This is a genomic window from Bradyrhizobium sp. USDA 4011 (assembly GCF_054063415.1).
Window position 1 is genome coordinate 676,940 of record NZ_JBSSGG010000001.1, and the last position, 14,820, is coordinate 691,759.

The window sequence follows — 14,820 nt, forward strand, 5'->3', positions numbered from 1 at the left end:
ATTGTTCCCTTGTCCGGCTCACCGGTTGGCTCTTGCGTCTGCGATCGCCTTGGCGACCCCGTCCCACCGGGTCTTGCCGGCGAACTGGGTACGCAGGTAGTTGGCGAGATCGGAGATCTGCCGGTCGTCGAGAGCATCGCCAAAGCCGGGCATGATCGGACGCGCCGAACCATCGGAGGACGCGGGGATTCCCCGCAGCACGAGATTGATCAGGTTGGCTGGCGTCTCGTCGGCAAGGGCCGTGGAGAGACCAAGGCTGACGCCTCCCAGCGGCAAAGGTCTGCCGCCCTCATGGCACGATGCGCAAGCGACACCGTAGATCGCTCCACCCGGATCGGACTGGAGGGGCGGCGTCGCAGCTTGCGCACCAGCCACCTGGGGCGATCGTCCGGGCCCCGAAGGAGCAGCGATCTTTGCGTCGGTCCGCGCTTCGCTCTTGCCGAGCGAGGCCAGATAGTAGGCCATCGCACTGACGTCGGCGGGATCGACCAGGGACAGATTGTCGGTCACGTTCGCCATGGGCCCTTGAGCTGTCCCATGCTGGGGATGCGAGCCACGTGCGAGATAATCCGTCAGGGCCGCCACATCCCACGGGACCGGCGACGGCGAGCTTCGACCGAGTGCGTAGGCACGCCAGCCTTCGGCCACGCCGCCCTGGAAGCTGGCCGAGACCTCTTCTGCTCCCATCAGGTTTCGCGGAGAATGGCAGGCGCCGCAGTGCCCCAGTCCGTCGACCAGATACTTCCCCCTGTTCCACTTCGCATCCTTCGACGGGTCGGCGACGAAGCGCTCCTGACGCAGGAACAGCAGCTTCCAGCCGGCGAGCGTCAGGCGGATATTGAGGGGAAACGGCAGTCCGTTTGGCGGCGCCGACGACCTGACCGGATCGAGCGACATCAGAAAGGCATACAATGCGTTCGCATCATCGTTCGTGACGCGTGTGAAGTGGTCGTACGGGAACGCCGGATAAAGGTGACGGCCTTCACGATCCACGCCGGACCGCAAGGCGCGAACGAATGCCTGCTCCGACCATCGACCGATGCCGGTCTCCGGATCGGGCGTGATGTTGGTGGAGTAGATCGTGCCGAACGGCGTCGGCATCGCAAGTCCGCCCGCGTATGGTGCTCCGCCGGTCGCCGTGTGGCACGTGGCGCAGTCACCAAGCAGCGCGAGGCTTGCTCCGCGACGCACCATCACAGTATCGGTGGCCCTGGCTGATCGCGGATCGATCGGAGCGATTGGCGATTCCCAGGCGTAGAGGAGCGCCCCCATCCCACCGATCGCCCCGACGGCAAGCAGCGCGAGCAGAACTGACCTGAGCTTCATCGCCGTTCCTTCCTCAATGGAAACGCCATATCAGTCCGCTGCAGGCATCATCTTTTCAATTTGATGCGGCCCTTGAACAATCTCCCGATGAGGTCGCGACGCTGCGGGACGCCGGCGTCGTGTCGCCGGTTCGGCCAACGACGCTCGACCGGGAGGCCGCACCGCCGCAATGCGCCCGCCGATTCAAAAGCCAGTCCAAAGCATGCGCATTCAGTCCAATACGTTCGCAGGCCAGCCGCGTAACATGTCTTGCGAGAACTCTTTCATCCGGAAGACCGCGCACTGTGCAGCCCGCTGCACATGACAGCCATTCATTTTGCACGGACTTGTTATTTATCATTTGATAATTAGCTGCCGATCGTGTTTGAAGTCAAGTGTCCGGCGCGGCGAACAGAAGCTGCGCGCGGACCAGCGAGGATTGCGGCCATGTCGACGTCTGCTCTCAGCACGGATCAACGGGTCCCAGAACTCACCCGCGTACGCACGTTTGCCATGGCGGTTTGTGCGGGCATCGCGGTCGCGAACATCTATTACAATCAGCCGCTGCTGGGCCTCATCGAAGCGAATTATCCGAACTCCTCTGCGATCGGCCTGATACCCACGGCCACGCAGTTTGGCTACGCCGCCGGTCTCCTCCTGCTCGTCCCGTTGGGCGATCTCGTCGAGCGACGTCGTCTTATCGCCGCGCAATTCGTCGTTCTGGCGGCAGCACTGGCCTTCGCTGCTGTGGCACCGACCACGCTCGCGTTGATCGCAGCCTCGCTTGTGCTGGGGGTAGCGGCCACGGTGGCGCAGCAGATCGTTCCGTTCGCCGCGACGCTCGCCGACGACAAGACGCGGGGCGCCGCGGTCGGAACGGTCGTCAGCGGAATCCTCGGCGGAATCCTTCTCAGCCGCACGATAGCCGGCTTTGTCGGATCGCATTTCGGATGGCGCGAGATGTTTTGGCTTGGCGTGCCTTTGGCGCTCGGCGCCGCCGTGCTGGTCCGCACGACCCTGCCCCGCCATCATCCGACGCAGAGCCTGGGATACGCCGCTGCGCTGCATTCGCTGCTGCATTTACTGATCGAAGAGCCGGCGCTTCGCCTGGCCGCTGCGACGCAAGCGATGCTGTTCGCCTCCTTCATCGCCTTCTGGACCGTCTTGTCCCTGCATCTGCAAGAGCCGGCATTTGGCTTCGGCCCCGAGATCGCCGGCCTGTTTGGCGTGATCGGCGCGTCGGGGATCCTCGCTGCGCCGCTCGCCGGCCGCACAGCCGACAAGCGCGGCCCACATCTCGTGATTGCGATCGCCGCCGCCATCTCGCTGTCCTCCTGGGTCGTGTTCGGCGGCTGGAACACCATCGCCGGACTGACCGTCGGCGTGGTGCTGCTGGACGTCGGCGTGAACGCGGCGCTGGTGGCCAACCAGCATCTGATTTTCGCGCTCCGTCCCGAGGCGCGAAGCAGGCTGAACACGGTTTTCATGACGGCCATGTTCATCGGCGGTTCGCTTGGATCCCTCGGCGCGAGCTGGGCCTATGCGCACGCGTCGTGGTTCGGCGTTTGCGGCTACGGCGCGGTACTTGCGGCCGCTGGTCTGTTCTTGCAGTTGCCGACATTGTTCGGCCGGAAGGCAGCGCATCACTGACCTCGCCAGGTCGAACGGACGCATTTGGAGATCGCAAGACATGAAAATCGCGGTCGTCGGAGGCTCCCTCGCGGGATTGTTCACCGCAACGCTGCTGGCCCATGATGGACACGACGTCACCGTCTACGAGCGATCGGTCCATGGGCTCGAAGGGCGCGGAGCCGGTCTGCTGGGCAAGCGCGAGACATTTGCCATTCTGCGCGCGGCCGGGTGCGAACATGTCGCACGCGTCGGGGTGGTCGCGCGGGAACGCATTGTGTTCGGCGACACGGGCCCGACCATCGATCAAGAGATGCCGCCCCAGATGCAGCTGTCGTGGGACTCGATCTATCGCGTGTTTCGAAAGCAGATCGTGGATGGCTTATACGTGCTTGATCGAAAGGTCGAACATCTTCACGAGGAGGCCGATCGGGTCGTCGTTCGCTTCAGCGACGGAAGCGAGACGGCTGCCGATCTCGTCATTGGCGCTGACGGTATAGCGTCCGTCGCGCGCACCGCGGTCGACGGCCAGGCCGCTGCAAATGTCTACGCCGGCTATGTCGGGTGGCGCGGCCTCTTGCCGCGACCTGCCGGGCTTCGTGGCCAGCGACCTCCTCGAGCGCTTCGCATACTTCCGCATGCCGCATTCCCACGTGATCGGCTTCCTGGTCCCCGGACCGGGCGGCGAAACCGAGCCCGGAGATCGCAGGTACAACTGGGTCTGGTATCGGCCGGTGATCGGACCGGCGGCGCGCGACGATGTGCTCACCGATCGCGAAGGCCGCATCCACCCATACTCGCTGCCTCCGGGCGCGATCTCCGCACAAGCCCGCGACGGGCTCGTCGAGGACGCCAAACGATTGCTGCCGCGCTCCTTCGCTGCGGCGATCGAAGCGACATCCCAGCCGTTCGTGCAAGGGGTCTTCGACTACGAAACGGAGCGAATGACCTCGCGACGCATTGCGCTGGTGGGAGACGCGGCATTCGTCGTGCGGCCGCATACGGGGATGGGCATCGCAAAGGCGGCGGCTGACGCCATGGCGCTGCGAAAGCACCTTGCATCGGCGCCGCTCGGAGAGGCGCTCCAGCGATACGACCGGGAACGCAGACAAGCAGGCGCCGCTATCGCCGCGTCCGGCCGCGAGCTGGGTGCGCACCTCGTGTGAGCCCGCCAGTTGGCGAAACAGCAAGTCAGGGAGAAGCAGATGAGCTGGCATCACGATCAAGATTTCAGGGTGACGATCAGCGGCGGATCGGTCGCCGGGCTTTGCAATGCAATCACCCTTCGCAAATTGGGCGCGACCGTCACCGTGCACGAGCGCGTGCCGGGCCCGATGCTGGCCCGAGGAGCCGGGATCGTCGTTCAGCGAGAACTGATCCAGTTGCTCGAGGAAAACGGTGCAGGTCCGCTCCCGTTCACGACCTGCCGCGGCCGGCGATATCTCGACCCGGACGGTGGCGATGGTGTTCTCCAGGACATGCCGCAGGAATTCACCTCCTGGGAAGCCATCCACACGGCGCTGCGGGCAGCCGTTCCCGATGAATGCTATCGGGCTGACTCCGAAGTGATGGCGGTGTCTCAGGCGGGCTCGAAGGTCTCGGCGACGCTTGGCAACGGCTCCGTCGTGGAGAGCGATCTGTTAGTGGCCGCCGACGGTTCGGGCTCGACGGTCCGGCGTCAAATGCTTCCTGATGTCGAGGCCAGATATGCCGGTTATGTTGCCTGGAGAGGCACGCTCGATGAGCGCAACGTGCCTTCCGATCTCCTCCCATTCTTCGACGATCGTTTCACCTTCTCGGAAGCCCGCAATGGCGGCCATATGCTGGCGTATTTCATCCCGGGACCCGACGGCGCCGTGACGGTCGGATCACGTCGGCTCAACTGGGTTTGGTACGTGCACGTCGGTGCCGCCGAGCTCGCGACTGTGCTGACCGACAAGGATGGCACGCGGCATCGATCCTCGCTTCCGCGCGGCACGACGCCGGAAAGAACCGTTGCCGATCTGAGGGCGCGTGCCTTGCGCGAGATCCATCCAAAGATGGCCGCGCTGGTCTCGGAGACGCCGGATCCGTTCCTTCAGAGCATCCTTGACGTGACGGTGCCGAAAACCCTGTTCGGCCGCGTCCTGCTGACCGGCGACGCAGCTTTCGTGGTGCGGCCGCACACGGCCGGAGGGACCGCCAAGGCGGCCTACGAGGCCTCGGTTCTCGCACGCGCATTGAAATCAGCACGCGCGAATGTCGACGTCGCGCTTCAATCCACCGAACGGTTGCAGCTGCAATATGGCAACGCGCTCTACCAATACGGCCTTGCGCTCGGCAATCGCTGGTCACGCGATAGAAGCACCGACTAGCGAGCCTCAGCCGGCGCCCGAACCGAACCGATCGACGAGAAAATCGATGAAGGGCCGAACCTTGACGGCAAGATGTCGCGTCGGCGGATAGACCGCGTAAAGGGTGAGCGGCGGCGCCGAATAGTTGGCAAGGACGGCCTGGAGGCTGCCGTTCTTCAGGGCCTCCGCCGCGATGAACTCCGGTATCAGCGCGATGCCCTTGCCCCTGACCGCTACGTCGCGCAGCACCTCGGCGTTGTTGACGCACAGCGACCACGCCGGCTGGATCCAATGGACGCCATCGTCGCCTGTCAGCTTCCATTGATTGCCCGTCGCGTGCGATGACCACCGCAGAGATTGAGACCGTCGTGGGCGAATTTCGACGGGCGGCCGCCAACGCCGTTCGCGCCGGGTTTGACGGTGTGGAGATTCACGGCGCCAACGGCTATCTGGTTCACCAGTTTCTCTCGCCGACCATCAATCTGCGAACCGATCAGTACGGCGGAAGCATCGAAGCGCGCTCCAGATTGCTTCTCGAAATTGTTGCGGCGACTTCCGACGTCGTGCCGCGATCGCGGATAGGGTTGCGGCTGTCGCCCTTTGCCGAATACAACAGCACGCGGGACCCGAAGCCGGAAGACACCTATGGTCGGCTCGCGCCGTGGCTACAGACCGCGGGGCTCGCCTATCTGCACCTTGCAGACACCAACGCTTGGACCGGAGCGCCGGACTACGAGCGAATGCTGGCGATATTCCGCGAGCACTATCGCGGGCCTCTCATCGTCAATGCCGGCATCACCCCCGAGCGTGCCACCGATATCGTCAATTCCGGCGAGGCTGACGCAGTCGCGTTCGGCCGCCTCTTTCTCGCCAACCCGGACCTCCCGGCGCGGATACGAGCTGGCGGTCCCTACAATTCGCCGCAGCCGGTTGGGATCTATGGCGGGTCGGATGCAGGGTATCTCGATTATCCGAGCCTAGCGTTCATTGACGAAGAAATTGGTAAGAAGAATAGTACTCTGCGGTAGCGGTGGGAGCAAATTCGGCAAGTCCCGGCACTACTCCCACTCAATCCTCTATGACGCCGTGTCCGCGTTGATTTGCAAGTACAAATCCTGCAAGTCGGCGGTAAAATCCCCACGGTATACCCGCCCCTATTTTTCGGTATTGAATTCACAGATAGTTTGTTTGAATCGCGGCTTCGGCAACTATCGGGGTCACTCGACGAAGTCGACGTGTGCTCGGCGTGAACGGCCACCGCTTCGCTTCTCTCGATTTCCGCCTGATATCGTCAACATTGAGAGTATCAACACGAGCGCGCTAGCTAGCTGTCGGCCGCGGCGTTACGTTCGGTAGCGACCTGTTGCGCTCAGGTCCGCGACCTCGAAGGCGCCGCTGACCCCGCCTCACATCCTACGGGGCGCGCAAGGCCAAATTGGACCAGACTTGGCAGCCAGGTGACGCGAAGGCCCCGACCCATCAGAGGCGGCTTCTGTCGCATCCCGACCCCAAAAGCCTGCGTCGCTCCATTCGGGATCCCTCTGCTGATCAGCATCCATCGGGGTGCCGGTACCCCGCTCGGCCGGATCGCCCGCGATGTTCAAGAGTGTCGCCCTGTCGATGACGACAACGAGCCGTTGGAAAGGGCTAAGGTGCGTGCCGGTAAGGCCTGCTCGCGATCGCCCTCTAGGAATCTGTTCATCATTGAAATATGTAGACGATCTGCCAAATCTGCCTCGAGCGGCAACGGGATTCATCGCCAACACAGGTCGGCACAGCAAACTTTCGATAACGAGCTTCAGGCAGGAATGAGGGCAATTCGGTCATCCACGCGTTCTCGTGACGGGTCCCGTCCTGGGGCGGCGGCGCGTCGCCCCAAGGCCACTTCGGTTGCGAACAAACGCAATACCGAGGCGGAGGACGCCCCCGCACAGCTGAAGTCGGAACGGTCTCGAGACCTGATTCTGAAGTCCGCGGCGCAGCTATTTCGCCGTCAAGGATTTTCGGCCACGACGCTGCGCCAGATCGCCGCGAAGGCGAAAATCAAGGCCGGAAGCATCTACTACCACTTCGATTCCAAGGAGGAGATCCTCAATGAGGTGCTGGACCGCGGCCTTCGTCACGTCTTCGAGAGCGTGAAGAACGCAGTCGAACGAGCCGGCAAGGTGTCGCACCGGCGCAGGATCGGCCTCGCGATCGAGGCTCATCTTGTCGCCCTGCTCGAGACCAGCGACTTCACCTCGGCCAACATCCGCATCTACGGGCAATTGCCGGAGCACCTGAAGAAGCCGCATCGGCCGCTGCGGCGAGCCTACGCCGAATATTGGGACCAATTGTTCATCGATGCGCGGCGCGCAGGCGAGATCCGGGCCGACATGGAAGTGGTGCCGTTGCGCATGTTCGTGATCGGTGCCCTGAACTGGACGATCGAGTGGTTCAGGCTGGAAAACAGGGACGCGGTGCTTGAATTGGCCGAACGTACGGAGCTGCTGATCTTCGAAGGCGTCAGCAAGCCCTGACCCTTCTATCTGCCTTCTTCTATCTGCCTTGCCAGACCGGCTTCCGCTTCTCCGCGAACGCCTTCGGCCCTTCTACCGCATCGAGGCTGGCATAGGCCTCCACATGCAGTCGCTCGGCCTCGACGAGGCCCCGAGCAAGCCCCAAATCCATCGCCGCAAGGACGCTGGCCTTGGCCGCCTTGACCGACAACGGCGCGCCCGTGACGATCATCCGCGCCAGTTCATTGGCACGTTCGCGAACGGCCTGTGGGGTATCCTCGAGCGAGTTGAGGAAACCATGCTCCGCAAGCCGTTCGATCGGTATCGTCTCGCCGGTCAGAACCATTTCCATCAGCAGCGGCTGCGGAACCATCCATAGCATCGGCACCGCCCACGGGGATCCGCGCCCCATCTTCACCTCGGTTATCCCGGCACGCGTGCCGCGCAAGGCAACCCTCAGATCGCACTTCAGCGCAAGCATCATCCCGCCGGCCATCAGGGATCCTGTCATCGCGGCAATGATCGGCTTCGAAACCTTCCGCATCGCGTGCTGCATGGGATCGCGCATCCGGGTCAGGATATCCACCCCGTCCCTCGCCCGGATCTCCGCGGCCTGTTTCAGATCCAGCCCGGCGCAGAATACGCCGCAGTCAGCGGAGGTCAGAATGACCACGCGGACAGATGGATCGGCTTCGGCCTTGCTCCACGCATCCGTCAGGCCATTCATCGCCTCGACCGAGAGCGCGTTCTTGCGCTCGGGACGATCGATGGTCACGGTCGCGATGCCGCCCTCGACCGAATAGCGGACCTGCTCTTTATCAGCCACGACGTCTTCTTCCTTGAATTCTAACATTTGTTAGAATACATCGTCGCCAGCCAAATGCAAGAAGATGGCGCAGCTCTTGAAGCAGGAGGAAACCAATGGCGCATCTCTGGACGCCCCCCGCGGAACTGGTGGAGAAGAGCAACCTGAGCGCGTTTCTTCGCGCGACGGGGCAGCCGGATTACGACGCGCTGGCGGCCAGGGCTGACACCGATCCGGCCTGGCTCGTGCAGGAAGTGTTCAAGTTCTGCGACGTTCGATTCTATCGCCAACCCGACGAGATCCTTGATCTTGCTCGAGGCGAGCCGTGGGCGCGCTGGTGCGTTGGGGGGACCACCAACATCGTCCTCAATTGCATCGACAAGCACCGAGGAACTGACGTCTGGGACAAGACGTTTCTGGTCTGGGAGGGCGAAGACAGGTGCGAGCAGCGACGACTGAGCTACGCCGCGTTCGCTTCCGCCGTCGAGCGTCTGGCCTCCGGCCTGCGCAAGCTCGGAATCGGCAAGGGTGACGTCGTCGCCATCTACATGCCGAACCTGCCCGAAACCTTCGTGGCCTTCTTCGCGATCCTGAAAATCGGCGCGATCGTGATGCCGCTGTTCTCGGGCTTCGGCCCCGACCCGATCCGGTCGCGGCTCAACCACGGTGAAGCCAAGGCGGTCATCACGGCCAACGGCACTTGGCGTCGCGGCACGCCGGCCCCGCTGAAATCGGCTCTCGACGAGGCACTCGAAACAGCACCGAGCGTCCGGCATGTGATCGTGGCTGACCGCGGCGGGCTCGGCATTGACACACCGATGCGGGTGGGACGCGACCACTGGTGGGACGAGATCGCCCAGGAGGGGGCAGAGCTTCCGACCGCCGAGATGGACGCGGAAGACCCCGCCATCCTTCTCTACACGTCGGGCACGACCGGCGAGCCGAAGGGCTGCGTGTGGACGCATATCAGCTTCATCGGCTCAATGGTCACGCGGGACATGATCATCTGCGGCGACTTCAAGCCAACGGACCTGTTTTTCTTCTTCAGCGACATGGGATGGATGGTGGGCGCGATGTGCGCCTGCATTCCGAGCTTCGCCGGTGGCCGACTGCTGGTCGCCGAAGGGACCCCGGACTATCCCGATACGGGACGCTTCTGGCGCCTGATCGCCGAGCACAAGGTCACCTATCTCGGTGTTTCACCGACCATCGTGCGCGGCATGATGCGGTATGGCGAGGAGGTCGAGCAATACGACCTCTCGAGCCTGCGAATAACCACGTCAGGCGGCGAGGCCTGGACGGAGACGCCTTGGCGATGGTTCTTCGAGCATGTCTGCAAGGCGAAGATCCCGATCATCAATATCTCCGGCGGCACGGAAGTCGGCGGCTGCATCTTCACCGGCACGCCGAACCATCCGATGAATCCGTGTTCGTTCTCCCGGCCGGCGCTCGGTGTCGGCGCAGATATCGTCGACATGGCGGGTAACCGCGTCCCCGACGGCGAGGTCGGCGAGTTGGTCCTCCGTCATGCATCGATCGGGTTGACCAAGAGCTTGTGGAAGGCCGACCAGCGCTATCTCGAGAGTTACTGGAAAACGATCCCGGGAATCTGGGTGCATGGCGACTTTGCCATGCGGGGCAAGGACGGCCTCTACTACATTCTCGGCCGCTCGGACGACACCATCAAGATCTCGGGGAAGCGCGTCGGCCCCGCAGAGCTTGAGGGAATACTGACTGCGACCGGTAAGGTCGCGGAAGCCGCGGTCTTCAGCGTCCCCCACCCGGTGAAAGGTTCGGCAATCGTGTGCGCCTGCGTGCCCAGCGTCACCGCGCAGGATTCCCGCGCGCTCTCCGAGGAGTTATCGCAGGCACTGGTGCACGGCATGGGCACGTCGTACCGCCCGGAGCGGGTCTTGCTGGTCGACGACCTGCCGAGGACGCGCAACATGAAGATCATGCGCCGCGTGCTCCGTGCCGTCTTCGAGGGCAAGGACCCCGGCGATCTGTCGGCGCTCGCCAACCCGGAGGCCATCGAGCACATCCGACGGACGCTCAAGGCGTAGCAGCCGGCCAGGATTGACGCTGAGCAGGCGGCGCGTCGTATGAAGCCAGACGTCAAGGCAACCGGCCAGGTCAGTTGCCTTGACGAAGACCAGTGAATCTAGATCGGGCAATCCTTCGGGAACGAAGGCTTGCGTTTCTCGAGGTGAGAGGCCAGCCCTTCCCGCGCTTCGTTGCCGGCAAAGCCCAGGATCTCGAGCGCAGTCGAAGTGTCGAACAGCGGCCCGTTGACGCGAAGCCAGTTGTTCAACGCATACTTGGTCCAGCGGATCGCACTCTGTGCGCCGGTGGCGAGATCCTGCGCCGTTTCCAGTGCGATCTTCTGCAGTTCGGCATCGTCGACGCACAGCGAAACCAGGCCGATCCGCTCGGCTTCCTCACCCGACAACGGCTTGCACGTGAGCAGATAGTACTTGGCCTTCGCCAGTCCGCAGAGCAGCGGCCAGATGATGCAGGCGACGTCGCCTGCCGCAACGCCGAGGCGCGTATGCCCGTCGACGATCCGCGCGGATTTGCCACAAATCGACACGTCGGCGAGGATGCCGACCACGAGACCGGCTCCCACCGCAACGCCATTGATGGCCGAGATGATCGGCTTGTTGCAGTTGATGACGTTGTAGACGAGGTCCTTTGCCTCTTTCCAGGTCGCCATCCGCGCCGCCGGATTGTCGAGCAGCCCCTTGATCAGTTCGAAGTCGCCGCCGGCCGAGAATGCCTTTCCGGCCCCCGTGATGATCACGGCGTTGATATCGGGATCGTTGTCGATGTCGCGCCAGATGTGGGTGAGCTGCGTATGGGTCTCGGCATCGACGGAATTGTAGGTTTCGGGGCGATCGAAGGTGACCCGAAGTATCCGCTCCGCCGGATAGTCGAGCTTCAGCCTGGTGTAGGCGGCGTATCGATTGGACATGTTGATCTTCCCGCTATTGGCGCATAAGAAGCGCTACCAATTATTTCTAACAGATGTTAGAATTTGTAATCCGCCGGCGCAAGCACCGGTTTGGGACAAGAATGTCGAAAGACAGCGCTTGAGGAAACGTCGATGGCAACCGAGTTCAGTACCCAGATAGGCGCCGGATCCGGCATCGGAACCGTCGGTGCGCTGTTCTCGGCCTGCGCCGAACTCCACGCCAACAGGCTTGCGATTGAACACCGCGGCCGGCGCGTGACCTATGGCGAGCTGCTCGACCGGGTCCGTCGCCTGACTGCCGTGCTCGCCGCACGGGGCCTCCAGCGCGGCGACCGGCTTGGCCTGCTGTCGCGCAACCGACCAGAATACCTCGAAATCGAGCTGGCAGCGGCCAATCTCGGGATCATCACGGCGTGCCTGAACTGGCGGCTGTCGGAGCGCGAGCTCAGCTACTGCATCGAGCTGGTGTCGCCCAAGCTGCTCTTGGTCGAGGCCGATCTCGCGGCAAACCTCCCGCCCGCCGCCAAGGCGAATCCAATCCTGGAGATCGGGCTTGAGTATGAAAGCGAACTCGCACGGCAGGACGGGCGCGCGGCCCCGTGTGTGGCACAGCCGGAGGACGGGCTTGTCATTCTCTACACCAGCGGAACGACCGGCCTGCCGAAAGGCGCCGTCATCTCGCACCGCGCGATGGTGATGCGCGCGCTGGTCTTTTCCTCCGAGCTTCGGATAGCGCCGCACGATACGTTCGTGGCATGGACCCCGCTGTTCCACATGGCCTCGACCGATCACGCGCTTGCAACCTTGCTGCGTGGCGGAACCGTGATTGTGATTGACGGTTTCCAGTTGGATCCGCTGCTGACGGCCGTATCCCAACACGACATTGGCTGGCTGGTTCTGATCCCCGGCATGGTGGAGGCGTTTATCGACGGCTTGAAGACGCAGCGCACGAAGGTGAAGGGCGTGCGGGTGTGCGGGGCCATGGCTGACCTTGTGCCCCCACACGCTATTGGCGAGGTGACCGCGTTGCTTCGTGCGCCCTATCTCAACAGCTTCGGCTCGACCGAAACCGGCCTGCCGCCGGCGACGCGGGCGCTAATCGCACCTGGTGAAGTGCCGACCAGCCTGTCCAAGCGACAGAACGCGTTTTGCGAGATCAAGCTGATGGATACCTCCGACAACGAGGTCGCTCCGGGCGAACCCGGCGAATTGGCCATCCGCAGCCCGACGCTGTTTTCCGGCTATTGGCAGGCAGACGAGACCAATGCGCGCGACTTCCGCGGCGGCTGGTTTCACATGGGCGACGTGTTCCGGCGCAACCCGGACGGATCGCTCGATTTCGTCGATCGCGCCAAATACATGATCAAGTCGGGTGGCGAGAACATCTATCCCGCCGAGATCGAACGTGTGCTGCTGAGCGACGATCGGATCACGGAAGTCGCGGTCGTGCGCGCCGCTGACGCCAGATGGGGCGAGGCTCCGGTTGCCTTTGTCGCGTGCCGCGACAGTGCCCAACTGAGCGAGGCCGAGCTCGCCGAGCTGTGTCGCCGCGAGCTGGCCGGTTACAAGCGACCGCGCGAATTCCGCTTCATCGCATTTGCGGCATTTCCGCGCTCCACGAGCGGCAAGGTCCAGCGCCACGAACTCGAACTGCTTTTGAAGGCCTCCACATGAGCGACACCAGTCTTCGAGGGAAGGTCGCCGTCATCGGCATCGGACTATCGGCGGTCGGCAAGGTACCGGGCCGCAGCCCGCTCTCGCTTGCCGCCGAGGCCGCCAGGAATGCCCTCGCGGATGCCGGTCTGGAAAAGAGCGAGGTAGATGGCGTGCTGTCGAGCCACGCTTTCGCCTCCCCGTTCCACCGCTTCAGCGTCGCTTTCAGCGAATATTTCGGAATCCGCCCGACCTTCTCCAATACGCTACAGGTGTCCGGCGCAACGGCGGCGACGATGTTCAGTATCGGTGCGGCCGCCATTCACGGCGGTCTCGCCAAGGTGGTGTTGCTGGTCGCGGCCGACAGCCTCATGACCGGGCTGACGCCGGACCTCGCTCTGCGTTCGCTGACCGAAAGCCGGGATCAGCAGTACGAAATGCCGTTCGGCATCCCCGTCGCCAACACCTTCGCCATGACCGCGCACCGGCATATGAAGGAGTTCGGCACCACGCCTGAGCAACTGGCGGAGGTCGCGGTCGTGCACAGGCGTCACGCGACGCGCACCCCCGGCGCGCAGCAGACAACGCCGATCAGCGTCGCGGACGTGCTGAATTCGCCGATGGTCACCACGCCCTATCACAAGCTCGACTGTTCGCTGATATCGGACGGCGGCGCGGCGTTCGTCCTGACCTCGGCCGAACAGGCGCAGGAACTTGGGATCGAGAAGCCGGTCTACATTCTCGGTTGCGGCGAGTGCTACACCCATGAGCACATCTTCCTGATGCCGTCGCTCACCACGACTGGCGCGGTCGAATCCAGCCGCCGGGCCTATGCGATGGCCGGTTACCGGCCGGCCGACATGGACGTCGCCGGCATCTATGATTGCTTCACCGGGACCGTGATCATGATGCTCGAGGATCTCGGCTTCTGCCGCAAGGGCGAAGGCGGACCCTTCGTCGCCGACGGGCAGATGAGCCACGGCGGCCAGATTCCCTCCAACACCCATGGCGGCCTGCTGTCCTTTGCGCATTCGGGAATGCCGGGCTCCCTGTTCCACTTCCATGAGGTGATCGCGCAGCTACGCGGCCAATGCGGTGAACGGCAGGTCGCGGGCGCTCACCTGGGGCTGGTGCACAGCCTCGGCGCAGGGTTCGCCACCAACGCCACGACTGTTCTGGGCACACGGGGAGCGCTGTGATGGCATCTGAGGAGTCCGCCCGAAAGCCCCTGCCCGCGCCGGATGCCGACACCGCCGCGTTCTGGCGTGGCCTGCATCACGGCAAGCTGTTGCTTCAGCACTGCGGCCGGTGCCGGCATGTGCAGTACTACCAGCAGGCCATATGCCGCGCGTGCGGCAGCAATGAGCTCGAGCACCGGCCTGCCACCGGCCGCGGCAAGGTTCACTCCTTCAGCGTGGTCCATCGCGCCCCGGGCCCTGCATTCAAGGCCGACGTTCCCTACGCCGTACTGCTCGTCGAGCTCGCGGAAGGGCCACGCATGATCAGCACGCTTGTGGGCAGCGATCCGGCGGACGTCACCTTCGACATGGACGTCGAGTTTGTCTTCGACAAAGTCGCCGACGACGTGACCCTGCCGCGCTTCAAGAAAAGCTGAGAGGCGCATGA

Annotated in this window: 12 protein-coding genes and 2 pseudogenes; 10 read left to right on the forward strand and 4 right to left on the reverse strand. The window is 63.5% G+C overall.

Features of this window, described 5'->3' with window-relative positions; genetic code table 11:
- Positions 1 to 18: 18 nt before the first annotated feature.
- Positions 19 to 1,326, reverse strand: a complete 1,308-nt coding sequence (locus ACVW1C_RS03465) for a c-type cytochrome (protein WP_456757183.1) — start codon at positions 1,324 to 1,326, stop codon at positions 19 to 21.
- A 426-nt stretch (positions 1,327 to 1,752) separates the two neighbouring features.
- Here ACVW1C_RS03465 and ACVW1C_RS03470 point away from each other — a divergent pair, with 426 nt between their 5' ends.
- From ACVW1C_RS03470 to ACVW1C_RS03485, 4 genes and pseudogenes are all read left to right on the forward strand, one after another.
- Positions 1,753 to 2,955, forward strand: coding sequence for an MFS transporter (locus tag ACVW1C_RS03470; RefSeq protein ID WP_456757184.1), 1,203 nt, complete (start codon positions 1,753 to 1,755; stop codon positions 2,953 to 2,955).
- A gap of 40 nt (positions 2,956 to 2,995) precedes the next feature.
- Positions 2,996 to 3,502: pseudogene (locus ACVW1C_RS03475) on the forward strand (FAD-dependent monooxygenase); the annotation flags it as partial.
- A 70-nt stretch (positions 3,503 to 3,572) separates the two neighbouring features.
- On the forward strand, positions 3,573 to 4,100 hold the full coding sequence (locus ACVW1C_RS03480; protein ID WP_456757185.1) for an FAD binding domain-containing protein: 528 nt from the start codon (positions 3,573 to 3,575) through the stop codon (positions 4,098 to 4,100).
- A 39-nt stretch (positions 4,101 to 4,139) separates the two neighbouring features.
- Positions 4,140 to 5,288, forward strand: coding sequence for an FAD binding domain-containing protein (locus ACVW1C_RS03485; RefSeq protein WP_456757186.1), 1,149 nt, complete (start codon positions 4,140 to 4,142; stop codon positions 5,286 to 5,288).
- A gap of 6 nt (positions 5,289 to 5,294) precedes the next feature.
- On the opposite strand, the pseudogene ACVW1C_RS03490 reads toward ACVW1C_RS03485, so the two are convergent.
- A pseudogene (locus tag ACVW1C_RS03490) lies at positions 5,295 to 5,636 on the reverse strand (LysR substrate-binding domain-containing protein); the annotation flags it as partial.
- Between ACVW1C_RS03490 and ACVW1C_RS03495 the strand changes: the two are divergent.
- Both ACVW1C_RS03495 and ACVW1C_RS03500 read left to right on the forward strand, forming a co-directional pair.
- Positions 5,609 to 6,295, forward strand: a complete 687-nt coding sequence (locus ACVW1C_RS03495; RefSeq protein ID WP_456757187.1) for an oxidoreductase — start codon at positions 5,609 to 5,611, stop codon at positions 6,293 to 6,295. The pseudogene ACVW1C_RS03490 and the gene ACVW1C_RS03495 sit on opposite strands and share 28 nt — an antisense overlap.
- Before the next feature lie 624 nt (positions 6,296 to 6,919).
- The gene (locus ACVW1C_RS03500) at positions 6,920 to 7,786 is read left to right on the forward strand and encodes a TetR/AcrR family transcriptional regulator (protein WP_456757188.1); all 867 of its coding nucleotides are present in this window, start codon (positions 6,920 to 6,922) and stop codon (positions 7,784 to 7,786) included.
- Between the two features lie 19 nt (positions 7,787 to 7,805).
- Here ACVW1C_RS03500 and ACVW1C_RS03505 read toward each other — a convergent pair whose 3' ends face one another.
- Positions 7,806 to 8,591, reverse strand: a complete 786-nt coding sequence (locus tag ACVW1C_RS03505) for an enoyl-CoA hydratase/isomerase family protein (RefSeq protein ID WP_456757189.1) — start codon at positions 8,589 to 8,591, stop codon at positions 7,806 to 7,808.
- A gap of 95 nt (positions 8,592 to 8,686) precedes the next feature.
- Between ACVW1C_RS03505 and ACVW1C_RS03510 the strand changes: the two genes are divergently transcribed.
- A complete protein-coding gene (locus tag ACVW1C_RS03510; protein WP_456757190.1) occupies positions 8,687 to 10,633 on the forward strand; it encodes an AMP-binding protein in 1,947 nt (648 codons plus the stop codon).
- Between the two features lie 98 nt (positions 10,634 to 10,731).
- Here the strand turns inward: ACVW1C_RS03510 and ACVW1C_RS03515 are convergent, their stop codons facing one another.
- Complete coding sequence (locus ACVW1C_RS03515) at positions 10,732 to 11,541, reverse strand: enoyl-CoA hydratase/isomerase family protein (protein WP_456757191.1); 810 nt, start codon at positions 11,539 to 11,541, stop codon at positions 10,732 to 10,734.
- Between the two features lie 132 nt (positions 11,542 to 11,673).
- Between ACVW1C_RS03515 and ACVW1C_RS03520 the strand changes: the two genes are divergently transcribed.
- The 3 genes from ACVW1C_RS03520 to ACVW1C_RS03530 are packed head-to-tail and all read left to right on the forward strand — an operon-like array spanning position 11,674 to position 14,809.
- Positions 11,674 to 13,215 carry a class I adenylate-forming enzyme family protein gene (locus ACVW1C_RS03520; RefSeq protein WP_456757192.1) on the forward strand — a complete coding sequence of 514 codons (1,542 nt, stop codon included), beginning with the start codon at positions 11,674 to 11,676 and terminating at the stop codon, positions 13,213 to 13,215.
- Positions 13,212 to 14,393: a thiolase C-terminal domain-containing protein gene (locus ACVW1C_RS03525; protein ID WP_456757193.1), complete on the forward strand. Its 1,182-nt coding sequence runs from the start codon at positions 13,212 to 13,214 to the stop codon at positions 14,391 to 14,393. The genes ACVW1C_RS03520 and ACVW1C_RS03525 overlap by 4 nt, the downstream gene beginning before the upstream one ends.
- Positions 14,393 to 14,809, forward strand: a complete 417-nt coding sequence (locus ACVW1C_RS03530; RefSeq protein ID WP_456757194.1) for a Zn-ribbon domain-containing OB-fold protein — start codon at positions 14,393 to 14,395, stop codon at positions 14,807 to 14,809. Before ACVW1C_RS03525 ends, ACVW1C_RS03530 begins: the two co-directional genes overlap by 1 nt.
- Positions 14,810 to 14,820: the final 11 nt, after the last annotated feature.